This window comes from Streptomyces sp. NBC_00209, from assembly GCF_045206345.1.
Classification (GTDB): Bacteria; Actinomycetota; Actinomycetes; order Streptomycetales; family Streptomycetaceae; genus Streptomyces.
The window spans coordinates 156,303-182,309 of record NZ_CP108121.1 but is presented as its reverse complement, the minus strand read 5'-3'; the positions used below and the strand labels follow the sequence as shown (position 1 = coordinate 182,309).

Genomic DNA, 26,007 nt, shown 5'->3' with positions numbered 1-26,007 from the left:
AGAACGCTAGGCGCGGTGCCACCGGGCGGCGATCAGAGAAGGGCGAACGGGTGGTGGCCTGCCACTCGGATGCTTATCGGAGTAGCGCGCGGATAAAACTTCTGACGGCCCGTGACCTGGGCATCCGTCAGCTTCCGGGGTGCCCGCACGGCGTGTCGGATCACCGGTCCGGAGCAGCGCCGAAATGCGGCCGATCAAGGTTCTGGTGAGGGTTCGTCATGGGAGGCGTTCTCGTCGATCCATCCCGGTGCACAGAGCCCCGGGGCGCTTCCCGGTGGAGGTTGGAACGATGCGTGCTACACGCGCTCTGGTGGTCGCGGCAGCCGCCGTCGCCGCCCTCGGGGCCGGCGCCCCGATGGCGACCGCCGGCGGAGACGTCGGGAACAACCAGAACAACAATCAGAACAACAACCAGAACAACGGCAACAACCAGAACGACTGGAACGACCCGGGCGGCTGGAACAACGGCAACAACAACGGGAACGGCAACAACAACGGCAACGGGAACAACAACGGAAACGGCAACGGAAACGGCAACGGGCGCAACAACGGCCCGAACAACGTGACCGTCGATCCCGAGCGCGTGCACCAGGGCGCTGCCATGCAGGTCAGCGCCGAGGGCTGCGGCCGGGGCGGCAGCGTCTCGTCCAACGCCTTCCGCACCACCCGGCTCTCGGCCGGCCGGGTCGGCCACGCCCGGGTCCGCATCTTCAACGACGCGACGCCCGGCACGTACAACCTGACGGTCCGGTGCGACGGCACCGACCGGACGGCGGGTCACCGCTTCACCGTGCTCGACAGCCGGGGCGCCCAGGGCGGGCTCGGCGGCTCGATGGCGGCGACCCCGGCGGAGATGGGTGTCGGCGCCGGTCTCGTCGCCTCGGCGGCCCTCGGCGGAGGCGTGTACATCATGCGCCGCCGGAGGACGGGCCATGGGACGGCCTGACCGTCAGGACGCCCCCGCCGGACCGATAACGAAGTCGCCCCGAGTCCTGGGTCAGGACCCGGGGCGACTCTCGTTGCTCATCCGCTCGTACCGGTCAGTGCGAGCGGCTCTCCCTGCGGCGGCGTACGAAGAACACGACACCGGCCCCGGCGGCCACCGCGAGCGCGGTGCCCGCCACGATCTCACCGGAGTTCGCGCTGTCGATGCTGCCGCCCAGACCGCCCTGCACGCCGGCCGGTGAGGCCGTGGCGGCCGCCGTGCTGGTCGAGCTCGTGGTGGGCGTGCCCGTGGCCGCGCTGACGGTGAGATTCACCTTGGCCGTGGAGCTGGGCGAGGTGTTGCAGATGAACGTCACCTCGTAGGCGGCGCCCGGCTTGGCGTCCCAGTCCACGGTGGCCTGGGCGCTGCCGTTCACCGGGATGGTGACGGTGTCGAACACCCCCGAGGACGCCGTGGCCGTCGTGGAGCAACCCCGGGCCGCCAGGGTGACCTTGCCCCCGGGCGCGACCACCGACGGCGTCACGGTGTACCCGTTCCCGCCGCCCGACGGACCGCCCGCGGTCGCCGCGTACGCGGTCACGGCCGGGCCGGTCAGGGCGAGTGCGGCGGCGCCGAGCAGAGCGACGGGGGCGACACGTATTGCGCGCATGGTGAATCCTCCGGGTCCCCGAGGAGCAGCTGCGGAACGGATTTCCACAAAGCGTCAGAAATGCACCTCGAATGCCGCCCACGCTAGAAGTGGTGCAATTCGCCCGCGATCGGGGTCCGGCGAATGGGGCACCGCTGTCCCCCGGGCGGCGCACCGGCCCCGGCTACCCGTCCGCCGCCCCCGGGAAGAGGTCGAGGAAGGGGGCGGCGGTGGCCGAGAAGCCCCGTCCGAACGGTGAGTCGAAGTCCCAGATCAGGAAGAGGAGGAAGGCGATCAGCACACTGAAGAGCCCCGCGAGCAGGAGCTCCCGGAAGGTGCGGCGGATCTGCAGCGTGAAGATCAGACCCACGGTCACCAGGGCACCGATGACCAGCCCGAACCACACCACCCCCGGCATGGTCGCGCCGGCGCTCTGCCCCCGTGCGCTCCGGGCGTCGTCGGCAGCGGCCACTTGATCGACCAGCGGCTGATACGCCTGCCCCTCGTGGTCCGTCCTCGGTCGGTAGTCCGTGACGTCGTCGCGGACCCGGTCCAGCAGCTCGGCCCCGCGGTCGCTGAGCGTCCCGTGCTCGGTCATGGTCCGCCACTCGTCGTGCACCACGTAGCTCACGTACGTGTCCACGTCGGCCCGGATACGGGCGCGCACCTCCTGCGGATAGACGGCGGAGCGTTCGCTCACCTCGTGCAGGGCCTGGGCCTCCTGGCGTACGTACTCCTGCGCGGCGCCCCGGCCCTCCCAGACGCCGGCGATGGCGAGGCCCAGCACGATCGCGTAGATCACTCCGATCATCATCGTCATGTACTCGATGACGTCAGGGGTTTCGGACGGGTCGTCGTCCTCCGGGATTCTGCGGTTGCTGAGGACGGCGATGGTCAGGACGACGGCGGTGGCCGCGACCATGGCGAGCGTGAGGACGAGCCATTCCGACATGGGCGTCTCCGGGATTCATCGGGAACGGGGGCGCAGCACGGCGACGGCGAAGACCGCGGGGGCCGTGATCATCAAGCTGAGCGTGACCAGGGAGGTGTGACGCTGCGGAGGCTTCCGCACCGGTTTGCGGTAGGTGGGGAGGGCGACGTGGACGGAAGGTGAGGGCCGTACGGACGGCGAAGGGCTCGGCTTCGGCCTCGGTTCGGGCTTCGGGGCCGGCGGCGGGGGAGGGGGCGGTGGCGGTGGCGGTGGTGCCGGTACGGGCTCGGGCGCCGGGGGCGGCGGAGGAGGCGGCGGCGGTGGTGGGACCGGTTTCGGCGGCGGTGGTGGTGGAGGCGGGGGCGGCTTCGGTTTCGGCGGGGGCGTCGGTGTGGGCTCCGGCACCGGGCCGGCGAAACAGCTGCCGTCGCCGCTGACGGCCACGGCCGTGCCGCCGTCGTCCTCCCCGATGGACGCGTACGCGCAGCTGTCGGCGGCCGCGGGAGTGGGGGCGGTCAGCAGCCAGGTGAGCGCGAGCGCCGCGGCCAGCCGCCAGAAGAGTGATCCGTACACGACCGGGAGCATGTTCCGGGCCGAGCGGCGGCACGCCGGACCCCCTGCGGATTCGCCTGATGGAGGGGACCTGGGGCGCGCGGGGTTTGGCGCCGGCGAAATGGAACAGGGGCGTGCCGGACCCCGGTCTCCGGAAATGGCCGATTGTCGACCCTCTCCGCGGGAATGGCGCCAAAGGTGGTGTCACCGGCCCGGCGCATTCCCGGGCTTGGGACCGCAACAGGGAGGCGCGCGCCGGTCTGCCGGTCCCCGGACGCCCTCGCCCCGCCCCGAGCGCTCCCGGCCCGGGAACGCCAACGTCCAAGGCCCTCGCGGGACATGGTGCCCGGCCCTCGCCGACTCCGGCTTCGCTGACGTGCCAAAGTAGTCCGGGAGTGAACTATTTGATGCCTCTCGTTCGGCGAATGTGACGGGCAGCGACGAGGCGGTTGCACATGCCATGAGAGTGTGACCAATAACGGACGGCTAATTTCCGTTTCCGCTCGCTCTCTTGGCGGTCGATCAGTAGCCTCTGGTCCACACTGACCATGGACATGGCCGGATCACGTGGCGACTTGTTGGAGACATCGATGGAGCGTCCCGCCTGGGCACCGCAAGGCATAGACATTTCGGTGCCGAGCGTGTCCCGAATGTATGACTTCTATCTGGGCGGCTCGCACAATTTCGAGGTGGACCGGGATGCGGCCCGGAAGGCCATGGAGTTCATGCCGGGACTTCCCAAGGCGATGCAGGCGAACCGGGCGTTTATGCGGCGGGCGGTGCGCTACGCGCTGGGCGAGGGCGTCACCCAGTTCCTCGACATCGGTTCCGGGATCCCCACCTTCGGCAATGTCCACGAGGTCGCCCAGGCGATCGATCCGGCCGCCAAGGTCGCCTACGTCGACCACGACCCGGTCGCCGTCGCGCACAGCCAGGCCGTCCTCGAAGGCAACGCGGGCGCCACGATCTCCTCGGCCGACCTGCGACGCCCCCAGGAGGTCCGGGACAGCCCCGAGGTCGCCAAGCTCCTGGACTTCGACCGCCCCGTGGCGCTGCTGCTCGTGGCCGTCCTCCACTTCATCGAGGACGCCGACGACCCGCGGGCCGCCGTCGCCGCACTCCGCGACATGCTGGCCCCCGGCAGCCTCCTGGTCGTCACCCACGCCGCGTACGAGGGAATTCCGCTGCCCCGCGAGGAGGCGGGCGGCACGGTCGGCGTGTACCGGAACATCCGCAACCCGCTGGTCATGCGCACCCGCGAGGAGGTCGCCCACTTCTTCGACGGCTTCGAGCTGGTCGAGCCCGGCCTCGTCGCGCTGCCGGAATGGCGCCCCGAGAGCGCCGCGGCCCCCGAGAACGAGGACCCATACGCCTTCTCGGGCATCGCGGGAGTGGGACGCAAGGCGTGAGCATTCCCGCCCAGCCGTCCGGATCCCCGGAGGCGGCGCCCGACGGCCCCGAGGACCGGCTCCGGAGATTCGCCACCATCTGGAGCCGGGCCATCTTCCCGTCGACGGCCACCTCCCTGACCCGGCCCGAGTTCGAGCAGCACCTGCTGCCGCTGGCCCGTACGCTCAGCGAGACCCTGCACGCCCGCCCGTTCGACCCGGCCGCGGCGACCGGGGTGGGCGGCGCACTCGTCGCCGCCCACTGCACCGACCCCGACGCGCTCAGCTCCACGCTCGGCGTCGTCGACTCGTACCTGGTGCTCTACTGCGGCAGCAACGGACCGGTGGACCTCACCACCGAGGACAGCCGGTCCCGCTGCGCCCGCATCCAGCACGCGGTGGCCGCCGGCTTCACCCAGGCCCTGCGCGAACGGACACTGGCCGAGCAGGAGGCCATCGCCCGCTCCGCGCTCGCCGCCCGCTCCCACGCCGAACAGGCCCTGCACGCCACCGAGGCACGCTTCCGCGCCGTCTTCAAGGACGCGGCCATCGGCATCGGGATCGCCGACCTGGACGGCAATGTCCTGGAGGTCAACGACACCCTCACCCGGATGTTCGGCGGCCTGGAGAACCACGTCCTGAGCCACCGCGTCAACGAGTGGGTCCACCCCGAGGACTCCCCGCAGGTCTGGAAGTACTACAACGAGCTGGTACGCGGCGAACGCGAGCACTACCGGGTCGAGAAGCCGTACTACCGCAACGACGGCACCGTCCTGTGGACCAACCTGACGGTGTCGCTGCTCCGCGACTCCGAGGGCCGGCCCGAATACCAGCTGGCGCTGCTGGAGGACACCACCGAGCGCCGCCTGCTCAACCTCCGCCTCCGCTACGAGGCGACCCACGACGCGCTCACCGGCCTGCCCAACCGCACGCTCTTCTTCGAGCGCTTGGAGAAAGCGCTCTCAGCGGGCGACGGCAGCCGCTTCGGCCTCTGCTACCTGGACCTCGACGGCTTCAAGGCGATCAACGACAGCCTCGGCCACGCCGCGGGCGACCGGCTGCTGGTGGAGGTCGCGGACCGCCTCCAGAGCTGCGCGACCGCCTCCGGCGAGATGGTCGCCCGGCTCGGCGGCGACGAGTTCGTGGCGCTCACCACGAGCTTCGACAGCGCCGCCGAGGTGGACGAACTCGCCTGCCGCATCCTCGGCGTCCTCGGCACGCCCATCCGGCTGGACGGGCGCGAGCTGACGGTGCGCGGCTCGATCGGGGTGGTGGAGGGCCCCGCCGGGGAACGCAGCGCCGCCGAGGTGCTGCGCAGCGCCGACATCACCATGTACCGGGCCAAGTCCGCGGGCGGCAACCGCTTCGAGCTGGCCGACGCGGAGGCGGACGCCCGGGCCATCACCCGGCACGGTCTGACCACGGCCCTGCCGGCCGCCCTGGAACGCGGTGAGTTCTTCATCGAGTACCAGCCGCTGGTGCACCTCGGCGACGGTACGGTGCACGGTGCCGAGGCCCTGGTGCGCTGGTGCCATCCGCAGCACGGGGTGCTGGGGCCCGACCGGTTCATCGCGCTGGCCGAGCACACCGGGCTCATCGTGCCGCTCGGCCGCTGGGTCCTGGAGGAATCGGTCCGGCAGGCCAACTTCTGGCAGGAGCGGCACACCGACGGCGGTCCGCTGCGGATCAACGTCAACCTCTCACCGGCCCAGCTGCACCACCCGCAGTTGGTCGCGGAGACCGTCGAGGTCTTGGAGCGCTCCGGGCTCGAAGCGGGCGCGCTCTGCCTGGAGGTCACCGAATCGGCGCTCATCGGGGCCGACGAGGACGTGCTGAAGCCGCTGCGGCAGCTCGCCGAGATGGGCGTCGACATCGCCTTGGACGACTTCGGCACCGGCTACTCCAACCTCGCGAACCTGCGCAGGCTTCCGGTGAGCGTGCTGAAGCTGGACCGGTCCTTCACCCAGGGGATGCAGCACCATCCGGCGGACCCGGTCGACCTGAAGATCGTGGAGGGGATCGTGTCGCTCGCGCACAGCCTCGACCTGGCGGTCACCGTGGAGGGCGTGGAGACGGGCGCCCAGGCCGAGCAGCTGCGGCAGCTGGGCTGCGACACGGCCCAGGGCTGGTACTACGCCCGCCCCGGCGCCCCGGACCGCATCCACTCGCTGCTGCTGGCCGACGCGGTGTGAGCCGGGCGGGCGCGGCGGCCCTCAGACGCTGTTGTCTTTCCGAGTCTGACGACTGTGTTTTCGCTGGTCAGGGGTAGGGGCGGCGTTGGTGTGGGAGTGATGGGGTGTCGTTTCGTCGCTCTCGTGGAGGCCGTGGATGCCGTCGGTTGTCGGACTGCTGGAACAGCACGAGCTTGCCGCTCGTCGTCGTGTGGACGGGCTGCGTGAGGAAGCGGACCGCATCCAGGCCGAGCTCGCGGTGGCCGAGCAGGAGTGGTCGGAGTGGACGATCGCCCGCGAGCGTGTCGGTGTGGTGCTGTCCGCGCCGGGCGGTGACTCAGCCGGCGTGGTCGCCACCGACGTGCCAGAGGGTGTTGGGACGGGAGCCGAGGTGGAGGCGTCTGCGCCTCTGGTGGTCAAGGCGAGGTCACAGGTTCCGATGTGGCGCGAGGGGCTGGCCGGGACCGCACTGTCGATGGACTACCAGCGCATCCTGGCCGCGCTCGAGGATCGGGTCCGTCTGGGTCAAGGGCCGCTGACCTGTCAGGAGATGGCCACCGCGTTCGGCCTGGACGTGGTGCCTGCCAAGGTGGAGGGGCTGCGGTCGAAGGCGAAACGCCTGGTCGCGCGGGGCTGGCTGGCCGAGCCGGCACCGGGCCGGTTCACCCTCGCGCGGAGCGTGAGCGGGCCAGGCGGCGGGTCATGATCATGGTCATCGACCAGTAGATCATCGCCTCGGCGCTGCTGGTGGATCGTTCGAAGTCCCGGACCAGGCGGCGGCTTCGCATCAGGTGGGCGAAGAGACGCTCGACGATCCACCGCTTGGGCAGCACCACGAAGCCGCGCATGTCGTCGCTCCGCTTGACGATCGCCAGCACCAGCGCGAGGGCGGCCAGGCAGTGCTCGACGAGGCTGCCGGTATAGCCGCCGTCGGCCCAGACGAGTTCCAGCCGGTGGTGAGCGTCGATCACCCGCTCAAGCAGCACCTTCGCGGCAGCGCGGTCGCCGATGTCCGCCGCAGTGACCATCACGCCCAGCAGCAGGCCGAGGGTGTCGACCACCACGTGCCGCTTGCGGCCGTTGACCAGCTTGCCGCCGTCGAAGCCGCGGCTGTCTGCGCCGACGACGGCGTCCGCCTTGACGGACTGCGAGTCGATCACGCCGGCCGTCGGCTCCGCATCCCGCCCCGCCTTCTCGCGGACCCGGCCGCGCAGCCGGTCGTGGAACTCCCTGACCAGCACGTGGTCTCGCCAACGGCGGAAGAACGCATAGACCCGGTCCCACGGCGGGAAGTCGGACGGCATGGCCCGCCACTTGATCCCGTTGTCCACGAGATAGCGGATCGCATCCAGTATCGCCCGGTGGCAGTATGCCTCCGGCTGCCCGCCCCGACCTCGCATCCAGCCTGGCACCGGGAGCAGCGGCCGGACCACAGACCACTCCGCGTCCGTCATGTCCGAGGGATACCGCCGAACACGCTCTGTATGGTCGGCCGCATTCCCGAACCGGTGAGCGACACAATCACACGACAGGGCAGCCGAGTTGAACTCCACCGGCGCGAGCACGTACAACTGCGGCAACAGGGTCTCCTGGATCTCGGTTGGCTTCGCAACCCCGAGCTACCAAGAGGCCCTGCCTTCATGCCCGCAGCCAGCCACGGTCACCCGATCGAGACTCCCGTTCGACGCCCACCCCGCACGATCGGAACGACAACAGCTACTCAGGGGTTCGCCGCGCCCGCCCGCCCCGCCAGCAGGACCCGCTGGAGCTCACGTGCGGCCCGCGGCGGGGCCACGTCGCTGCGGTGCGCCAGCGCGATGGTGCGGCGCAGCGCGGGCCGGGCCAGCGGGGTCGCCCGCAGGTCGGCCCCGGAGCGGGCGGCGACCATGTTCGGGACGACCGCGATGCCCAGGCCCGCCCGGACGAAGCCGAGCACCGCGTCCATCTCGCCGCCCTCCACCGTGAACGACGGCTCGAAGCCCTCCGCCCGGCAGGCGGCCACCGTCAGCTCCCGCAGGTCGTAGCCGTGCCGGAACATCACCAGCGGCTCGCCCTCCAGATCCGCGATCCGGACCCGCCCGCCCCGGCCCGGCCGGGGACGCTGCGCCGACGAGACGACCACCAGGTCCTCCTGAAGCAGCTCGACCGTGGTCAGCACCGGTGAGGCGGCCGGCAGCGGCAGCACCACCAGGGCCAGATCGAGCGCCCCGCGCGCCAGCTCCCGTACGAGATCGTGCGAACCGCCCTCCTCCAGCAGCAGCTGGATGCCCGGGTGCAGGTCGTGGAAGGCGCGCAGCACCTCCGGCAGCAGGCCCGTGCACACGCTGGGCGTCGCCCCCAGCCTCACCCGGCCCCGGCGCAGCTGCGCCAGCTCCTGCACCTCGTGGCGCGCCGTATCGGCGTCGGCCAGGATGCGCCGGGCCAGCGGGAGCAGCGCCTCGCCCGCGTCCGTCAGCGTGATGTTGCCGCGCGCCCGGCTGAACAGCTCGGCGCCCAGCTCGTTCTCCAGGGCCCGGATCTGCTGGGAGAGCGAGGGCTGCGAGACATGCACCTCCTCGGCGGCGCGGGTGAAGTGCCGGGCCTCGGCGACGGCCACGAAATAGGTGAGCTGCTGGAACTGCATCACCCCACGCTACCCCGCTTCATAGGCAGGGGCTATGGAGATCAGCTGCTCGATGACTTGGACTGATCGGGGATCCGGCCCTAGCGTCGTGTCCATGGCATTGGCAACCCGGACGGACCGACGGTCGTCCATGACGCGCACGCTCTGGGGCTCGACCGTCGGCAAGAAGGCGATCATGGCCGTCAGCGGACTGGTCATGCTCCTCTACTTGATCGTCCACATGATCGGAAACCTGAAGATCTTCTTCGGGTCCGGCGAGTTCAACGGCTACGCGCACTGGCTGCGTGTGATGGGCGAGCCGTTCCTGCACCACGAGTGGGCGCTGTGGATCGTGCGCGTGGTGCTCGTCGCCGCCGTGGCGCTGCACGCGGTCTCCGCGTACCAGCTCAGCCGCCGCGACCTGCGGGCGAGGCCCAGCACGTACGTGCACAAGCGCCCGCGCGCGAGCTATGCCACCCGCACCATGCGCTACGGCGGGGTCATCCTCGGGCTGTTCATCGTCTGGCACATCCTGGACCTGACGACCGGCACCGTGCACTCCGGCGGATTCCAGTCCGGCCACCCGTACCAGAACGTCGTCGACACCTTCTCCACCTGGTACGGCAACGTCATCTACATCGTCGCGATGCTCGCCCTGGGGCTCCACGTCCAGCACGGGTTCTGGAGCGCCGCGCAGACCCTCGGCGCCGGCCGCGCGAGCCGCGACCGCGTCCTGAAGACCCTCGCCAACGTCCTCGCGCTGGTGCTGACGGTGGGCTTCATCTCCGTACCCGTCGCCGTCATGACCGGAGTCGTGAGCTGACATGAACGACTACACGCACTACACGACCGGCGAACCCGTCGCCGACACCAAGGCCCCCACCGGGCCCGTCGCGGAGCGCTGGGACACGCGCCGCTTCGAGGCCAAGCTGGTCAACCCCGCCAACCGGCGCAAGCACACCGTCATCGTCGTCGGCACCGGCCTGGCCGGCGGTTCGGCCGGTGCGACGCTGGCCGAACAGGGCTACCACGTCGTCCAGTTCTGCTTCCAGGACTCGCCCCGCCGGGCCCACTCGGTCGCCGCGCAGGGCGGCATCAACGCCGCGAAGAACTACCGCAACGACGGCGACTCGGTGCACCGCCTCTTCTACGACACCGTCAAGGGCGGCGACTTCCGCGCCCGCGAGTCCAACGTGCACCGCCTGGCCCAGATCTCCGTCGAGATCATCGACCAGTGCGTGGCGCAGGGCGTCCCCTTCGCCCGCGAGTACGGCGGACTCCTCGACAACCGCTCCTTCGGCGGTGTCCAGGTCTCCCGCACCTTCTACGCCCGCGGCCAGACCGGACAGCAGCTGCTCCTCGGCGCCTACCAGGCGCTGTCCCGGCAGATCGCCGCGGGCAACGTCGAGCTGCACCCCCGTACCGAGATGCTCGACCTGATCGTCGTGGACGGACGGGCGCGTGGCATCGTCGCCCGCGACCTCGTCACCGGGAGGACCGACACCTACTTCGCCGACGCCGTGGTCCTCGCCAGCGGCGGCTACGGGAACGTCTTCTACCTGTCGACCAACGCGATGAACTCCAACGCCACCGCCATCTGGCGGGCCCACCGGCGCGGCGCCCACTTCGCGAACCCCTGCTTCACCCAGATCCACCCCACCTGCATCCCGCGCACAGGCGACCACCAGGCCAAGCTGACGCTGATGAGCGAGTCGCTGCGCAACGACGGCCGCATCTGGGTCCCGAAGGCCAAGGGCGACACCCGCCCGGCCAACGAGATCCCCGAGGACGAGCGCGACTACTACCTGGAGCGCCAGTACCCCTCCTTCGGGAACCTGGTGCCCCGTGACATCGCCTCGCGCGCCGCGAAGAACGTCTGCGACGAGGGGCGCGGCGTCGGACCCGGCGGCCAGGGCGTCTACCTGGACTTCGCCGAGGCCATCGGGCGGATGGGCCGCGCCAAGGTCGAGGAGAAGTACGGCAACCTCTTCGACATGTACGCCCGGATCACCGCCGAGGACCCGTACGCGACCCCGATGCGGATCTACCCGGCCGTGCACTACACGATGGGCGGGCTCTGGGTCGACTACGACCTCCAGACCACGATCCCGGGCCTCTTCGCGATCGGTGAGGCCAACTTCTCCGACCACGGCGCCAACCGGCTCGGCGCCTCCGCGCTGATGCAGGGCCTCGCCGACGGCTACTTCGTCCTGCCCTCCACCATCAACGACTACCTCGCCCGCAACCCGCACCACGACGAGGTCGACGCCTCGCACCCCGAGGTCGCGGAGGCCGTCGCCGAGACCGAGGACCGGCTCCATCTGCTGCTGGCCGTCGACGGCGACCGCACCCCCGACTCCTTCCACCGCGAGATCGGCGCACTCATGTGGGAGTACTGCGGGATGGCCCGCAACGAGGAGGGGCTGCGCACGGCGCTCGCCCGAATCCCCTTGATCCGCGAGGAGTTCTGGCGCCGCATCAAGGTCCCCGGCACCGGAGAGGAGTTCAACCAGTCGCTGGAGAAGGCCAATCGCATCGTGGACTACCTGGAGCTCGCCGAGCTCATGTGCCTCGACGCCCTGCACCGCGCGGAGTCCTGCGGCGGCCACTTCCGCGAGGAGTCCCAGACCCCGGACGGCGAGGCCGCCCGGCGCGACGAGGAGTTCTCCTACGCCGCCGCCTGGGAGTTCACCGACACCGGCGAGGCCCCGGTCCTGCACAAGGAAGACCTCGTCTTCGAGTACGTCCACCCCACTCAGCGGAGCTACGCATGAAGCTCACCCTGCGCGTCTGGCGCCAGAAGAACGCCGACGCCCCCGGCGCCATGTCCACGTACGAGGTGGACGGCATCTCGCAGGACATGTCGTTCCTGGAAATGCTCGACACCCTCAACGAGGAGCTGATCCTCGCCGGTGACGACCCCGTCGCCTTCGACCACGACTGCCGCGAGGGCATCTGCGGCGCGTGCAGCCTCGTCATCAACGGCGACGCGCACGGTCCGGAGCGGACTACGACCTGTCAGCTCCACATGCGCGCCTTCCACGACGGCGACACCATCGACATCGAGCCCTGGCGGGCCTCGGCCTTCCCGGTCGTCAAGGACCTGGTCGTGGACCGCTCGGCCTTCGACCGGATCATCCAGGCCGGCGGCTACATCTCCGCCCCCACCGGTACGGCCCCCGACGCGCATGCCACGCCGGTGCCGAAGCCGGACGCCGACTTCGCCTTCGAGCACGCCGAGTGCATCGGCTGCGGCGCCTGTGTCGCGGCCTGCCCCAACGGTTCGGCGATGCTCTTCACCTCGGCGAAGGTCAACCACCTCAACGTGCTCCCGCAGGGCGCCCCCGAGCGGGAGACCCGGGTGCTCGACATGGTGGAGCAGATGGACAGCGAGGGCTTCGGCGGCTGCACGCTCACCGGCGAGTGCGCCACCGCCTGCCCCAAGGGGATCCCGCTGCCGTCGATCTCGGCCATGAACAAGGAGTGGCTGCGGGCGACCCGCAAGGCCCGCCGCTGAACCGCCGCATGAGGGCCCCGGAGGCCGCCCGCCTCCGGGGCCCTCAACGGTCAGGACTTGGCTACGGAGAGGTCGTCGCCGTACACCGTGCCCTGGCCGTACCAGCCGTGCAGGTAGACCGTGACCGAGCCGCTGGAACCGGTGGTGAAGGTCACCGACTGCTTGGTGTAGCCGTTGAAGAGACCCCAGGTGCTCGCGGTCGCGCCGCCCCGGACTCCGAGGTAGGCGTAGTTCCCCTGGACGTAACCCTGCAACGTGTACTTGGTGTTGGGGGAGAGGGCCAGGGTCTGCGCGCACTCGCCGGTCTGCGAAGAAGTGGCCGCGACGGACAGCGCGTGCGTGCCGCCGTGCACCGGTGAGGAGACGACCGCGCCACCCGACTCGCAGGTCCACGGACCCAGCGCGCCGGTCTCGAAGTCACCGTTCACCAGGGACCCCGTCCCGCCGCCGGCACCGGGCACCGTCAGGGTGAACGAGGCCGAGTGGCTGAGGGTGCCGGAGGTGCCGGTCACCGTGATGGTGTACGTGCCGGGGGCCGCCGACGCCGAGGCGTTGAGCGTCAGCGTGGCGGAGCCGCCCGCCGTCACCGAGGTCGGGCTGAGCGCGGCGGTCACCCCGGCCGGGGCGCCGCCGGCGGTCAGCGCGACGGTCTTGGCGGTGCCCGAGGTCACCGCGGTCTTCACGGTGGCGGTCGCCGACTTGCCCGGCTCGACGGTGGCCGACGAGGGGGTCACCGCCACCGAGTAGTCGTCGGTCACCGGGCCGCTGCCGCCGCCCGTGAACGGGGCGAAGGTGTGCGTGAAGTACCAGGTGTCCTGCGCGATGCCGGAGCAGGTGTCGCTGCCGCCGGTGCCGGGGCAGCCGCCGTTGTCGCGCTGGAGCGCCCAGAACGACAGGGTTCCGACACCCTTGGAGACGGCCCAGTCGTACACCACGGGCGCGTTGGCCGTGGTGAAGGTCTCGGCCGGTCCGTAGTCGTCGATGCCGGGCATCTCGATGATGCCGGTCATGCCCCACAGCTGGGCGTCGGTCTTCGACGGGTAGAGCTTCGCCAGCTGGCCCTTCAGACCGGTGATCGCGGTCTGGGTGTCCTTGGCCATGTCGTGCGCGGCGCCGTCGTAGTAGTCGAACGTCATGAGGTTGACGACGTCGACCCGCGTGCCGTTGGACACCGCGTTCTTGAGCACCGCGAGACCGCTACTCGCCAGACCGCTGGTCGTGGTGGGCAGGGTGTACGAGATCTGGAGCGGGCGCCCACTGGCGGCGGCCCAGTCCTGGACCTTCTTGAGCGCCTTGTTCCGGCGGTCGATGCCGGCGCTGTTCGTCAGCGAGTTGTCCTCGATGTCCATGTCGAGGCGGGACACGTCGTAGGTCGTGATGACCTTCTCGTACGCGGCGGCGATCGAGTCCACGTCGGTGCAGCTGTCGGCGATCTCGGTGCCGGTGTTGTCCGCGGTGAAGCCGCCGAACGACGGGATGACGTCACCGCCGCGCGACCGCATCGTGGTGAAGTCGGCGCCGAACTCGGACTGGGCGATCGGCATGCCCGAATCGCCGTTCCAGTACGGGGTGCAGGAACCCTTGGTCGCGGCCTGGATGAAGGCCATCGTCAGGTACTTGGCACCGGACGCCTGGGCGAGCGCGGCCGGGCTGTCGCCGTTCCACGCCTCGAAGTACGGGGCGAAGACGTGCGCGGGCATGGGGGTGGCGGCGGTGGTGGCGGCCTGTGCGACGGCGCCTGATCCGAGGACCAGACCTGCGGACGCGACGACGGTGGCCAAGGCGCTCAGGACGGCGCCGACTGTTCTTGGACGTCTCATGGGGCAGCTCCCAGCGGGGTGGGACAACGGGCGGATGCACGGCTCGGCCGCGCCCGGGGAGGGGCGCGGCCCGTTCCTGTGATTCCCGGCCGGGGGTCACATGCCGCACGGCGACGTACGACCGCGTGGCATGCCCATGATTGGTATGGACCAGATAACTGTCAACATTCTTTACTGTTTCATTTCTCTTCCCCGCACCGGCTGCCAACCCGCATGAAGCCTGCCGGAGTTGAGGTGGGCCGGCCGCTCAGGCAAGCCCCAGAGCCGCCCGCAGATAACCCGCCGTGCGGCTCTCGGCAGCCCCCGCCACCTCCATCGGAGGCCCCTCGGCCACGATCCGGCCACCCCGGTCACCGCCGTCAGGGCCGAGATCGATCACCCAGTCCGCACCCGCGACCACGGCCATGTCGTGTTCCACGACCACCACCGTGGACCCGGCCTCCACCAGCCCGTTCAACTGCCGCATCAGCACCTCCACATCGGCCGGATGCAGCCCCGTCGTCGGCTCGTCCAGGAGGTACAGCGTGTGGCCCCGGCGCGTCCGCTGGAGCTCCGCCGCCAGCTTGATCCGCTGCGCCTCACCACCGGACAGCTCCGTCGCGGGCTGCCCGAGCCGCAGATAGCCGAGCCCCACGTCCAGCAGCGTCCCCAGGCTGCGCGCGGCGGCCGGAGTCTCCGCGAAGAACCCGGCCGCCGCCTCCACCGTCAGGTCCAGCACCTGGGCGATGTTCAGCCCGCGCAGCGTCACCTCCAGCGTCTCCGGGTTGTACCGCGCCCCATGACAGTCCGGGCAGGGCGCGTAGGTGCTCGGCAGGAACAGCAGCTCCACCGAGACGAACCCCTCGCCCTGGCACGTCTCGCACCGCCCACCGGTCACGTTGAACGAGAACCGGCCCGCCCGGTACCCCCGCTCCCGGGCCAGGGGCGTGGCAGTGAAGAGCTTGCGCACCACGTCGAACAGCCCGGTGTACGTGGCCAGGTTGGAGCGCGGTGTACGCCCGATGGGCCGCTGGTCCACCTGCACCAGCCGGTCCACCGCGTCCAGCCCCTCGGCGCGGGCGTATCCGGTCACGGGCCGTTCCTGGTCCTCCGCGGCCCCGCGCCGGTCCGCCGGCGCCCCCGCCAGCACCTGCCCCACCAGCGTCGACTTGCCGGAACCGGAGACCCCGGTCACCGCCGTGAACACGCCCAGCGGGAACGCCGCGTCCACCCCGCGCACGTTGTGCCGCTCCACCCCGAACAGCCGCAGCCACCCTGAGGGCGCGCGGACCTCGCGCGACGGGAGCGGCGCGTCCGGGAACAGGAAGCGCCGGGTGGCCGACTCCGCGACCCCGGCGAGCCCGGCGGGCGGCCCGCTGTGCAGCACCCGGCCACCGTGCTCACCGGCCAGCGGCCCCACGTCCACCAGCCAGTCCGCCCGCCGCACCACGTCCATCTGGTGCTCCACCACGAAGACCGTGTTCCCGGCCTCCTTCAGCCGCCCCAGCACCGCGAGCAGCGCCTCGGTGTCCGCCGGATGCAGACCGGCGGACGGCTCGTCCAGGACGTACACCACCCCGAAGAGCCCCGCCCGCAGCTGGGTCGCCAGCCGCAGCCGCTGGAGCTCGCCGGAGGAGAGCGTGGGCGCCGTGCGGTCCAGGCTCAGGTAGCCGAGGCCCAGTTCGGTGACGGTCCCGATACGGGCGAGGAGGTCCGCCGTCAGCACCCGGGCGGTCCCGTCGCCGCCCGCCGCCGCGAGCACGCCGGCGAGCTCGGTGAGCGCCAGGCCCGCGAGCTCCGCGATGGTGCGCCCCGCGAACGTGACGGCCATGGCCTCCGGCCGCAGCCTGCTGCCGTCGCACACCGGGCAGGGCTCGCTGCTCAGGAAACGCTCGGCCTTCGCCCGAAGGGTGGCGCTCTTCGAGTCGGCGAAGGTGTGCATCACATAGCGCCGCGCGCTCATGTACGTTCCCTGGTAGGGCCGTTGGATGCGCCCCGCCTCGCGCACCGGATGGACCGTCACCACCGGCTGCTCGTCGGTGAACAGGATCCACTCCCGGTCGGCCGGGTCGAGGTCCCGCCACGGCCGGTCCACGTCGTGGCCGAGGGCGTCCAGCACATCGCGCAGGTTCTTGCCCTGCCAGGCCCCGGGCCAGGCGGCGATCGCGCCCTCCCGGACCGACAGCTCCGGGTCCGGGACCAGCAGTTCCTCGCTGGTGCGGTGGACCCGGCCGAGGCCGTGGCAACGCGGGCACGCCCCGACCGCGGTGTTCGGCGAGAAGGCGTCCGAGTCCAGCCGCCCGGCCCCCTCCGGGTAGTCCCCGGCCCGCGAGAACAGCATCCGCAGCGAGTTGGACAGCGTCGTCACCGTGCCCACGGACGACCGGGCGCCCGGCGCCGATCTGCGCTGCTCCAGCGAGACGGCCGGCGGCAGCCCGGTGACCTCGCCGACGGCGGGCGCGCCGACCTGGTGGATGAGCCGCCGTGCGTACGGGGCGACGGACTCGAAGTAGCGGCGCTGCGCCTCCGCGTAGATGGTGCCGAAGGCCAGCGAGGACTTGCCCGACCCGGAGACGCCGGTGAAGACGGTGAGGGTGTCGCGGGGGATGTCGACGTCGGCGTTCCGCAGATTGTGCTCGCGGGCGCCGCGGACCCGGACGTACGGATCGTGGGGCGAGGTCATGGGGGAGAGGTCTCCGTGCTCGGTGCGGTGTGCCGGGGCCCGGCCGGTGGTCGTGCCGGCCGGCCGGACGGGGCGGCCGCCTGGTTTGCTGGCCGCATGGGAAACGACGTCCGGCCAGTGGCCGTGTTCGATCTTGACGGTACGCTCGCCGACACCACGCACCGCCAGCACTTCCTGGATGGCCGCCGGAACTGGGCCGCCTTCTTCGCCGCCGCCGTGGACGACCCGCCACTGGACGAGGGCGTACGGCTGGCGCTGAGCAGTGCCGAGGAGTGCGAGATCGTCTACCTCACCGGGCGGCCGGAGCGGTGCCGCAAGGACACCCTGGCCTGGCTGGACCGGCAGGGGCTGCCCGAGGGGCGGCTGCACATGCGGCGCAACGACGACCGCCGGCCGGCGCGCCGGACCAAGCTGGAGATCCTGGAGCGGCTCGGCCGCGACCGTGCGGTGCGCATGCTCGTGGACGACGACGAGCTGGTCTGCGACGCGGCCGAGCTGGCCGGATTCACCGTGGTGCGGGCCGGCTGGACCCCGGCGTCGCCCGCGCTGAAGGACGCGCAGGAGCGCGAGGGGCGCACCTGAGCCGCCCGTGCCGCACGAGCGGTCGCGTCACTGCGGGTCGTCGAGCCGGAAGCCCACTTTCAGGCCGACCTGGTAGTGCGCGATTCGGCCATCCTCGATCTGCCCGCGCACCTGTGTGATCTCGAACCAGTCGAGATTGTGCAACGTTTCCGAGGCTCTGGCGACACCGTTGCGGATTGCCTCGTCCACGCCCTCCTGGGAGGTTCCTACGATTTCAGTGACGCGATACGTGTGATTTGACACGATTTGTCTCCTCTCGTTCTTACCAAGGTGCCCTACCTCGGCCCGGTTCGCGAGGGATCGCGGACATCGCGCATGTCCGTGACGGAGCTTGACCAAAGTATTGGTCCATACCAAAATCCAGCCACGCCCGTGCGAGCGCAGCCCGCAGTCCCCCACACCGGGTCCGCAAATTTCGTCCTGCCGTTCCGCAGAAGGTGAATCGTGAAAAACCGCATGCTCGTCGGAGCTGTCGCCCTTATTTCCGCTGTTGCGCTGGGTGGCTGCGGCGTGATCCCCGGAACCGGCGGCTCCGGCGGCAAGAAGGTGACGATCTGGCTGATGAAGGACGGCGTTACCGCCGACTTCCTGGACCGTTTCAAGAAGTCGTACGAGGACGAGCACTCCTCGGTCGAACTGGAGTTCAAGATCCAGGAATGGGGCGGCATCGGCCCCAAGGTCCTGGATGCGCTCGCCGGCAAGGACACCCCCGACGTCATCGAGGTCGGCAACACCCAGGTCGCCCAGTACGCCGAGAGCGGCAACCTGCGCGACCTCACCCTCGAATCCATGCGTGACCTGGGCAGAGAGGACTGGCTGCCCGGTCTCGCCGAGCCGGGGAGCATCGGCGGTGTCCAGTACGGCATCCCGTGGTACGCGGCCAACCGCGTGGTGATCTACAACAAGGACATCTTCGAGAACGCGGGCATCAAGAACCCGCCGAAGACACGCGCGCAGTGGATCGCCGACACCGAGAAACTGAACCACGACGGAATCCAGGGCATGTATCTGCCGGGGCAGAACTGGTACGTCCTCGCCGGGTTCATCTGGGACGAGGGCGGGCAACTCGCCAGCGACGGCGAAGGCGACTGGGAGGGCACTCTCGACTCGCCCGCAGCGCTCAAGGGCATGGACTTCTATTCCGAGCTCCAGGCACTGGGCGACGGGCCCAAGGACGCCGACGAGGAAAAGCCCCCGCAGGCCAACGTGTTCGCCGAGGGGAATGTCGCCCAGATCATCTCCACCCCCAGCACGGCCACCCTGATCGAGAAGAAGAACCCCGAACTCAAGGGCAAGCTCGGCTACTTCCCGATTCCCGGCAAGACCGCCAAGGCCCCCGGCTCGGTGTTCACCGGCGGCTCCGACCTGATCGTGCCGCAGAAGTCCGACCAGCGCGCCGCCGCCTACGAGGTCATCAAGGCGCTGGCCGGGGCCAAGTGGCAGGAGGACCTGGCCAAGACGATGAGCTACGTGCCCAACAAGCCCGCCCTGGCCCATGTGATCGAGGGCGAGGAGAGCACCGCCGCGATGGCCGAGGGCGCGGCGCAGGGCCACGCGACGCCCACCTCCCCGCAGTGGGCCGCGGTCGAGGCCGACAACCCGATCAAGACCTACATGACGGCGGTCCTCCAGGGCGGTGACCCGGCGACCGAGGCGAAGACCGCATCCGAGAAGATCACCGCGGTGCTCGCCGGCAGCTGACCCCGGCGCGGGTACGGGACCGGACACCGGCCCCGTACCCGTACCGCACCCGGTCAGTCCACCGTGGACAGGGACAGCGCGAACCTGTCCTCGGCGTCCGTCCACCAGTGGGCCAGGCGGAGTCCCGCCCCGGCCAGTTCGCCGCGCACCCCGTCCTCGCGGAATTTCGCGGACACCTCGGTGCGCAGTTCCTCACCCGCCTCGAACGGCACCACCAGATCCAGCTCCGGAATCTTCACCGTCAGCGACCGGCGGGCCCGCAGGCGCATCTCGATCCACTCCTCGCGCGGATTCCACCGCGCCACGTGCGCGAAGTCCTCCGGTACGAAGTCCGCGCCCAGCTCCCGGTCCACGACCGACAGCACGTTACGGTTGAACGCCGCCGTCACCCCCGCCGCGTCGTCGTACGCCGCGACCAGCACCCCCTCGTCCTTCACGAGATCCGTGCCGAGCAGCAGCGTGTCGCCGGGTGCCAGCAGCTCGCGTACCGACTTCAGGAACACCGACCGCTCACTCGGCAGAAGATTGCCGAGGGTACCGCCGAGGAACGCCACCAGCCGGGGCCCGGGCGTCTCCGGCAACGAGAGCCCGGCCGTGAAGTCGGCGATCAGCGCGTGCACGGACAGCCCCGGCCGCTCCGTCAGCAGCGCCTCCGCCGCCCCGCGCAGCGCGCTCTCGCTGACGTCGACCGGCACGTAACTGTGCAGGTCCGTCAGCGCGTCCAGCAGATGGCGGGTCTTCTCCGAGGAGCCGGAACCCAGCTCCACCAGCGTGCGGGCGCCGGACGCGGCGGCGATCTCGCCCGCCCGGTCGATCAGGATCTCCCGCTCGGCGCGCGTCGGGTAGTACTCGGGGAGCCGGGTGATCTCCTCGAACAGTTCGCTGCCCCGGGCGTCGTAGAACCACTTGGGCGGCAGGGTCTTCGGGCGCCGGGACAGGCCGTGCAGCACATCGGCGCGCAGCGCCGCGTCCGTCGCGTCCTCGGGCAGAGTGCGGGTCAGCAGGAAGGGACTCACGTGCGGGGCTCCTTCAGCGGGGTCAGCAGGACGTCGCCGGCGGTCGCGGTCAGCAGGGTGCGGTCGGGCACCTCGGACCAGCGGGGATCGTTGTCGTACGGCTCCGAGGCGACGACCGTGTGCCGGCCGGGCTCGGTGAGATGCCACAGGGTGTCGCCCCAGGCGGTGGCCACGACGGTGCGGCCGTCGGTGAGCAGCAGGTTGAGCCGGGAGCCCGGCGCCGCCTCCGCCACCTCGGGCACGGTGTCCGCCACGGCCTGCGCGAGCGCGTCGCCCGTCGCGAGCCGGTGCCGCACCAGCGCCCACACCAGGGCGGAGTCACTGCGCGCGGCGAGCCGCAGCAGGTCCGCCGGCGGCAGGGTGGCCGCGAGGGAGGCCATCGAACCGGGCCAGCCCTTCACCGCCCCGTTGTGGCTGAACAGCACCCGGTCCGCGGCGAACGGCGCCGCGGCCGCCTCGCCGTCCGGATCGGCGCCGGTCGCGTCCCGGACCGCGGCGAGCAGGGCATGGCTGCGGACCACCCGGACCAGGTCGGCGAAGGTCTGGTCGCCCCAGACGGGGCCCTGGCGGCGGTAACGCCCCGGGACCGGGTCGCCCTCCGCGTACCAGCCGACCCCGAAACCGTCGGCGTTGACCGTGCCGTGGCGCTGGCGGCGGGGCTCCCAGGACTGCCGCACCAGGGAGTGCGCCGGGCGCGACAGCAGCTCGCCCAGGGCGACCGGCGGCCCCAGGTAGGCGAGGTGCCGGCACATCAGAGGTCCCTCGCGGTGCGGAACCCCGCGAAGATCTGCCGCCGGACCGGCAGGTCCCAGTTGCGGAACGTACCCCGGCAGGCCACCGCGTCCACCGCGAACGAGCCGCCCCTCAGCACCTTGTGCTCCGGGCCGAAGAACACCTCCGAGTACGCGCGGTACGGAAACGGCGCGAACCCCGGGTACGGCAGGAAGTCGCTCGCCGTCCACTCCCACACGTCACCGATCAGCTGACCCGCCCCGCACGGCGCCCGTCCGGCCGGGTACGCCCCGGCGGGCGCGGGCCGCAGATGGCGCTGCCCCAGATTGGCCCGCTCCGGCGTCGGGTCCTCGTCGCCCCACGGATAGCGGCGCGACCGCCCGGAGACGGGATCGTGGCGGGCCGCCTTCTCCCACTCCGCCTCGGTCGGCAGCCTGCGGCCCGCCCAGCGCGCGTACGCGTCGGCCTCGTACCAGCTGACGTGCAGCACCGGCTCGTCGTCCGGCACCGGCTCGATCACCCCGAACCGCCGCCGCAGCCACTGCCCGGCGTCCCGGTGCCAGAACAGCGGGGCGCGCAGCTCGTGCTCCCGGACCATCGCCCAGCCCTCGGGCGCCCACCAGCGCCGGTCACCGTAACCGCCGTCCTCGATGAACGCCCGGTACGCGCCGCACGTCACCGGAGCCGTGTCGATGACGAACCCGGGAACGTCCCGCCGGTGCGCGGGGCGTTCGTTGTCCAGGGACCACGGTTCGGCCGACGTGCCCATGGTGAACGGGCCGCCGGGCACCAGGACCTCGGCGGGCAGCGCCGGGGTGCCGGCCGCCGCGCGCGGCGGCTCCGGGGCCGTCAGCGCGACCGGGCCCGAACGCAGCTGATGCGTGATCAGCATCGTCTCGTCGTGCTGCTGCTCGTGCTGCGCGATCATCCCGAAGGCGAAGCCGGACCTGACCAGCGCGGGCCCGTCACCGAGCGGAGCGGACTCCAGCACGTCCAGGGCCCTGCCGCGTACCTCGGAGGCGTACGAACGGGCCTCCTCGGGCGCCAGCAGCGGCAACGAGGGCCGGGTGGCGCGCGGATGCTCGAAGGCGTCGTACAGCCCGTCGATCTCCGGGCGCATCGCCTCCCGTCCCGCCACACCGCGCAGCAGCCACAGCTCCTCCTGGTTGCCGATGTGCGCCAGGTCCCAGACCAGTGGCGACATCAGCGGCGAGTGCTGGGCGGTCAGCTCGCGGTCGTCCACGCTGTCGGTGAGGAGCGCGGTGCGCCTGCGGGCGGTGAGCAGCGCGGCGAGCGCGTGCTCGCGCAGCGCCTCGGCGTCCCCGGCGTGCGGGGGCGCGGGGGATTCGGTCATGACAGGGTCCCCTTCGGATGGGCCGGGCGGCGCGCCCCGCCCGCGGTGAGCAGGTCCCGCAGGTCGTCGGCCGGGCATCTGCCCCGGGCGACATAGCGGTCGTGGAAGCCGGCGACCGCGTCCCGGACCGCGACGCTCGCGCCCAGCCGTGACAGCGCCTCCACGGCGAGCCGGAAGCAGAGGTCCGCCGCCTGGCGCAGCTCCGGATCGGCCAGGCCGTCGCGGGCGGCCGCGGTCCACAGCGGATTGCGCGGTGCCGAGCCCGCACCGGCCGTCTCGGCGAGCGGCTTCACGGTCCGGTACACCGTCTCCGCGGCCTCCGGGTCGTCGAACAGGGCGGTCGTGACGGCGAGGGGCACGATCCAGCCGTCGTCACCGGGCTGCGCGTCGATCATGCGCAGCTCCAGGTGCCCGCGCGGCCGGGCCGGCGGGAACAGCGTGGTGACGTGGAAATCGAGGTCGCTCCGGTCCGGGCGGCGGGGCACCCCGGACCGGATCCAGTCGCGGAACGTGAGTCCGTCCGGCACATGCCACGGCCCCTCGCCCCGTACGCACAGCACGGGCGTGTCCAGGACGTGCGCGGCCCAGGCGTCCCGGGGCGGCAGCAGCCCGTCGGGGGCCAGCGTCCGCTTCGGGTCCAGGTCGGCCCACAGCGCCTGGCGGGTGGACCGCCAGGGCGTCGGCGCGCCCGTCCGGAACGGCGAGTTGGCGAAGGCCGCCACCAGGACGGCGCCCAGCAGATGGGCGAGCTGCCAGCGTCGCGCGTAGCCGAGCGGGCCCGGCTCCTCCTCCCCGGCGTCCAGGCAGACCTGGACGGAGGCGGTGGTGCACATCATGGCGCGGCCGGACGGGCCCCACCGGTCGAGGGCCCTCTCCATGGCCTCGTACCGGGGCTCGCGCAGGAGCCGGCGCGGTGTCTGCCAGGGATCGACGCCCAGGCCGGCCGGGGCGAGGCCCAGCCCGCCGAGGGCGGCGCGTACGGCGATGAGATCGGCGGCGGTGTCCTCGACACACGCCATCAGGGAAGCGGCGGGGCGCGAGCTGAGTTCCAGCTGGCCGCCGGGTTCGAAGGTGAGCGCCGCGCTCAGGGGCAGCGCCCGGACGGCCGTTGCGGCCGCCTCCAGCAGGTGGGGCGGGACGGTGCGATGCGGTTGGTCACGGTCGTGCAGGAGCCATTCCAGCTCGACGCCCACCGTGCGCGGCGGCCCCGTCTTGAAGCAGATGCCGCGCAGTAGATCCTCCGCCTCGCCCTCACCGAGGAGCGAGGTCTGACCGGGTGGCGGACCATGGCCGCCGGGTGTCTCGGATGACATTCCGGGCCTCCTTGTTCCGGTGCGTCCGTCCTACCCAAACCGCTGCTGAGGCATCGCACAAGAGTGCCTTCTTCGCCGGAAGTTCGATTACGTGGCCGGGAGAAGAACGCCGATCATGCCCCGTATGCACCATAAGGGGGAGGGTCCGTGAGCGCCCGGCTGCGCGGAATCGCGCGCGAGACGGAGGCCGTCGTCCGGGCGGGTCACTACCGCGCCGGAAACGGCCGCGACATCGGCATCCAGAAGGGTGTGGCGGCCGCCCTCGCGGGTACGCGGCCGGCCGCGAGGGCCGCGGTTCGCGGGCCACTTCGAGGAGGTCGTCTTCGGCGTCCCCGGCCGCGACGACGATGCGCCCACCCGGGTGGCGTCCGACCGGGTGGGCGCCGACCGGGGGTGACCCTCACCCTGAAGTCGAGGGTGAGGGCCGGGCCCGCCGGGCGCCCTCACGCCCAGCCGTAACGCTCCCTCAGCCGCCCGACGACCAGGTCGAACCTGGCCCGGTCCAGGGCGCACGCCTCGCGCCGCATCCCGTCCTCGTGGACCCGCAGGACCCGGTCCAGGTCCACCCAGGACGGACGCCCCGAGCTGTCCCAGGGGCCCGCGCCCAGCGACACCCACTCCCGGTCCACGTCGTGCTGCTTGCTGGACAACTGCACGGCCAGCAGCGTGCCCTTCGACTCCCGGGCCACGACCAGGACCGGCCGGTCCTTGCCGCGCCCGTCGTTCTCCTCGAACGGCACCCACGTCCAGACGATCTCCCCGGGGTCGGGCGCGCCGTCCCGGTCGGGCGCGTACGAGGTACGGACCGGGCCCACCTCACGCGGATCGGTCTGGGCGGTGGCCGTGGAACCGGCCCGGCCCGGGAAGGTGGCCGGCTCGTCGTACCTGTCACTGCGGTGCTGGATCGTCATCGGAACACCCTAGGCGGTCCGCGTGTGCAGCCTGCGCGCCGGTGTGTCGCGGCGGTCTGGAAGACTGCCCGGAGCCATGAGCCAGTTACCTGATCAGCCCGCCGAAGGCCCCGTCCCGACCAGCGCCGATGTGGCGCGGCTCGCCGGCGTCTCCCGGGCCACCGTGTCCTACGTCCTCAACAACAACGCGCAGGTGCGGATCAGCGATCAGACCCGCCGCCGGGTACGGGAGGCCGCCGACGAACTCGGCTACGTACCCCACGCCGCCGCCCGCACCCTGCGCGCCGGCCACTCGCGCATGGTGCTGCTGCCCACCGGAAACCTGCCGACCGGCCCTCTGCACCTGCGCTTCCTGCGCGACCTGGAGGCAGGGCTGCGGCGCCTCGACTACACGGTCGTCCAGTACGGCTCGCTCGGCCTCGGCGCCGACGACGCCGCCCGCGCCTGGGCGGAACTGCGCCCCGCCGCCGTCATCGTGCCCGGCTCCGTCCCCCTCGCCCCGCGCGGCACGGCCGTGCTCCGGCGCTCCGGAGCCAAGGCCGTCATCACGCTGGGCCCCGATCCGGTGGAGGGCGCCCACGCCCTGATCATGGATCAGCGGGAGGTCGGCGGCTGCGCGGTGCGCCATCTGCTGGAACGCGGCCGGCGCCGCATCGGCGTCGTGATGCCCGAGGACCCCGCCACCGCGCTCTTCGCCGCCCCACGCCTGGCCGGCGCCCGGGAGGCCGCGCTGAACGGCGGCGCCCATATCGAGGTGCTGCCGCTGCGCTACGAGGAGGAGTCGGCCGCCTCCCTGGCCGCCCGCTGGCCCGCGCTCGGCCTGGACGCCGTCTTCGCGTACGACGACACCTACGCGATGCTCCTGATGCGGGCCCTCCAGGACGCCGGGATCGGGATACCCGCCGATGCCGCCGTGGTCGGCGCCGACGACTCGATGCTCGGGCGGCTGCTGCGGCCGAGGCTCAGCAGCGTACGGATGGAGCTGGCGACCGCCCAGCCGCTGGCCGACCTGGTGGACCGGCTCGTCCGGCACCCGAGGACCCCGCCCGAGCGGCACGACCTGCTGCGCGCCCGCGCCGTACGACGGGAATCCAGCTGAACCGGCCCGGCGACGTGCGTGGCGCACCGCCCGTGCCCAGAGCCTGTCCGGCGGATCTTCGTGGGCCCACGACGCCTGGCAG

23 protein-coding genes and 1 pseudogene are annotated in these 26,007 nt (G+C 71.6%); 11 read left to right on the top strand and 13 right to left on the bottom strand.

Translation table 11 applies throughout. The annotated features are described in order from the left end of the window. The first annotated feature begins 289 nt into the window (after window positions 1-289). Window positions 290-946: a hypothetical protein gene (locus OG867_RS00860; RefSeq protein ID WP_406281565.1), complete on the top strand. Its 657-nt coding sequence runs from the start codon at window positions 290-292 to the stop codon at window positions 944-946. Window positions 947-1,040: 94 nt separating this feature from the next. Here the strand turns inward: OG867_RS00860 and OG867_RS00855 are convergent, their stop codons facing one another. From OG867_RS00855 to OG867_RS00845, 3 genes are all read right to left on the bottom strand, one after another. Beyond that, entirely contained in the window at window positions 1,041-1,595 is a 555-nt protein-coding gene (locus OG867_RS00855) for a hypothetical protein (RefSeq protein ID WP_406281562.1), read from the bottom strand. A 163-nt stretch (window positions 1,596-1,758) separates the two neighbouring features. Then, a complete protein-coding gene (locus OG867_RS00850) occupies window positions 1,759-2,526 on the bottom strand; it encodes a hypothetical protein (RefSeq protein ID WP_406281559.1) in 768 nt (255 codons plus the stop codon). Between the two features lie 15 nt (window positions 2,527-2,541). Beyond that, the gene (locus OG867_RS00845) at window positions 2,542-3,078 is read right to left on the bottom strand and encodes a hypothetical protein (RefSeq protein ID WP_406281556.1); all 537 of its coding nucleotides are present in this window, start codon (window positions 3,076-3,078) and stop codon (window positions 2,542-2,544) included. A 569-nt stretch (window positions 3,079-3,647) separates the two neighbouring features. Between OG867_RS00845 and OG867_RS00840 the strand changes: the two genes are divergently transcribed. The 3 genes from OG867_RS00840 (at window position 3,648) to OG867_RS00830 (ending at window position 7,322) form a co-directional block, all read left to right on the top strand. Further along, window positions 3,648-4,466: an SAM-dependent methyltransferase gene (locus tag OG867_RS00840; protein WP_406281554.1), complete on the top strand. Its 819-nt coding sequence runs from the start codon at window positions 3,648-3,650 to the stop codon at window positions 4,464-4,466. Next, a complete protein-coding gene (locus OG867_RS00835) occupies window positions 4,463-6,637 on the top strand; it encodes a putative bifunctional diguanylate cyclase/phosphodiesterase (protein ID WP_406281551.1) in 2,175 nt (724 codons plus the stop codon). The genes OG867_RS00840 and OG867_RS00835 overlap by 4 nt, the downstream gene beginning before the upstream one ends. A 136-nt stretch (window positions 6,638-6,773) precedes the next feature. Continuing rightward, a complete protein-coding gene (locus OG867_RS00830) occupies window positions 6,774-7,322 on the top strand; it encodes a hypothetical protein (protein ID WP_406281549.1) in 549 nt (182 codons plus the stop codon). Here the strand turns inward: OG867_RS00830 and OG867_RS00825 are convergent. After that, window positions 7,279-8,070, bottom strand: a complete 792-nt coding sequence (locus tag OG867_RS00825) for an IS5 family transposase (protein ID WP_406281546.1) — start codon at window positions 8,068-8,070, stop codon at window positions 7,279-7,281. The two genes, OG867_RS00830 and OG867_RS00825, sit on opposite strands and share 44 nt — an antisense overlap. A 266-nt stretch (window positions 8,071-8,336) precedes the next feature. Continuing rightward, window positions 8,337-9,239, bottom strand: a complete 903-nt coding sequence (locus OG867_RS00820) for a LysR substrate-binding domain-containing protein (protein ID WP_328903837.1) — start codon at window positions 9,237-9,239, stop codon at window positions 8,337-8,339. Window positions 9,240-9,333: 94 nt separating this feature from the next. On the opposite strand from OG867_RS00820, the gene OG867_RS00815 reads away from it, so the two are divergent. From OG867_RS00815 to OG867_RS00805, 3 genes are read left to right on the top strand one after another with little or no spacing between them, the layout of a single operon-like run. Further along, complete coding sequence (locus tag OG867_RS00815; RefSeq protein ID WP_406281543.1) at window positions 9,334-10,041, top strand: succinate dehydrogenase; 708 nt, start codon at window positions 9,334-9,336, stop codon at window positions 10,039-10,041. A 1-nt stretch (window position 10,042) separates the two neighbouring features. Further along, complete coding sequence (locus OG867_RS00810; RefSeq protein WP_406281540.1) at window positions 10,043-11,992, top strand: fumarate reductase/succinate dehydrogenase flavoprotein subunit; 1,950 nt, start codon at window positions 10,043-10,045, stop codon at window positions 11,990-11,992. Continuing rightward, a complete protein-coding gene (locus OG867_RS00805; protein WP_328903840.1) occupies window positions 11,989-12,735 on the top strand; it encodes a succinate dehydrogenase/fumarate reductase iron-sulfur subunit in 747 nt (248 codons plus the stop codon). The genes OG867_RS00810 and OG867_RS00805 overlap by 4 nt, the downstream gene beginning before the upstream one ends. A gap of 50 nt (window positions 12,736-12,785) precedes the next feature. On the opposite strand, the gene OG867_RS00800 is transcribed toward OG867_RS00805, so the two are convergent. Then, window positions 12,786-14,555: a glycosyl hydrolase family 18 protein gene (locus tag OG867_RS00800; RefSeq protein WP_406281537.1), complete on the bottom strand. Its 1,770-nt coding sequence runs from the start codon at window positions 14,553-14,555 to the stop codon at window positions 12,786-12,788. A gap of 247 nt (window positions 14,556-14,802) precedes the next feature. Beyond that, window positions 14,803-17,217 carry an ABC transporter gene (locus OG867_RS00795; protein WP_406281534.1) on the bottom strand — a complete coding sequence of 805 codons (2,415 nt, stop codon included), beginning with the start codon at window positions 17,215-17,217 and terminating at the stop codon, window positions 14,803-14,805. A 96-nt stretch (window positions 17,218-17,313) separates the two neighbouring features. Here OG867_RS00795 and OG867_RS00790 point away from each other — a divergent pair, with 96 nt between their 5' ends. After that, window positions 17,314-17,799, top strand: a complete 486-nt coding sequence (locus tag OG867_RS00790) for a hypothetical protein (protein ID WP_406281531.1) — start codon at window positions 17,314-17,316, stop codon at window positions 17,797-17,799. Window positions 17,800-17,826: 27 nt separating this feature from the next. Here the strand turns inward: OG867_RS00790 and OG867_RS00785 are convergent, their stop codons facing one another. Beyond that, window positions 17,827-18,042 carry a dodecin gene (locus OG867_RS00785; protein WP_018554210.1) on the bottom strand — a complete coding sequence of 72 codons (216 nt, stop codon included), beginning with the start codon at window positions 18,040-18,042 and terminating at the stop codon, window positions 17,827-17,829. 201 nt (window positions 18,043-18,243) lie between these two features. Here OG867_RS00785 and OG867_RS00780 point away from each other — a divergent pair, with 201 nt between their 5' ends. Beyond that, window positions 18,244-19,500, top strand: a complete 1,257-nt coding sequence (locus tag OG867_RS00780; protein WP_406281528.1) for an extracellular solute-binding protein — start codon at window positions 18,244-18,246, stop codon at window positions 19,498-19,500. Between the two features lie 53 nt (window positions 19,501-19,553). On the opposite strand, the gene egtD is transcribed toward OG867_RS00780, so the two are convergent. From egtD to egtA, 4 genes are read right to left on the bottom strand one after another with little or no spacing between them, the layout of a single operon-like run. Next, a complete protein-coding gene (gene egtD / locus OG867_RS00775) occupies window positions 19,554-20,516 on the bottom strand; it encodes an L-histidine N(alpha)-methyltransferase (RefSeq protein WP_406281525.1) in 963 nt (320 codons plus the stop codon). Further along, window positions 20,513-21,268: an ergothioneine biosynthesis protein EgtC gene (egtC, locus tag OG867_RS00770; RefSeq protein ID WP_328903846.1), complete on the bottom strand. Its 756-nt coding sequence runs from the start codon at window positions 21,266-21,268 to the stop codon at window positions 20,513-20,515. The genes egtD and egtC overlap by 4 nt, the downstream gene beginning before the upstream one ends. Beyond that, window positions 21,268-22,602: an ergothioneine biosynthesis protein EgtB gene (gene egtB, locus OG867_RS00765; protein WP_406281522.1), complete on the bottom strand. Its 1,335-nt coding sequence runs from the start codon at window positions 22,600-22,602 to the stop codon at window positions 21,268-21,270. Before egtB ends, egtC begins: the two co-directional genes overlap by 1 nt. After that, the gene (egtA, locus tag OG867_RS00760) at window positions 22,599-23,915 is read right to left on the bottom strand and encodes an ergothioneine biosynthesis glutamate--cysteine ligase EgtA (protein ID WP_406281519.1); all 1,317 of its coding nucleotides are present in this window, start codon (window positions 23,913-23,915) and stop codon (window positions 22,599-22,601) included. Before egtA ends, egtB begins: the two co-directional genes overlap by 4 nt. Before the next feature lie 147 nt (window positions 23,916-24,062). On the opposite strand from egtA, the pseudogene OG867_RS00755 reads away from it, so the two are divergent. After that, window positions 24,063-24,191: pseudogene (locus OG867_RS00755) on the top strand (TIGR02452 family protein); the annotation flags it as partial. Between the two features lie 167 nt (window positions 24,192-24,358). Here OG867_RS00755 and OG867_RS00750 read toward each other — a convergent pair. Beyond that, window positions 24,359-24,826, bottom strand: a complete 468-nt coding sequence (locus OG867_RS00750) for a type II toxin-antitoxin system PemK/MazF family toxin (RefSeq protein WP_406281515.1) — start codon at window positions 24,824-24,826, stop codon at window positions 24,359-24,361. Window positions 24,827-24,902: 76 nt separating this feature from the next. On the opposite strand from OG867_RS00750, the gene OG867_RS00745 reads away from it, so the two are divergent. Continuing rightward, window positions 24,903-25,925, top strand: coding sequence for a LacI family DNA-binding transcriptional regulator (locus tag OG867_RS00745; protein ID WP_406281512.1), 1,023 nt, complete (start codon window positions 24,903-24,905; stop codon window positions 25,923-25,925). The last annotated feature ends 82 nt before the right edge of the window (window positions 25,926-26,007 follow it).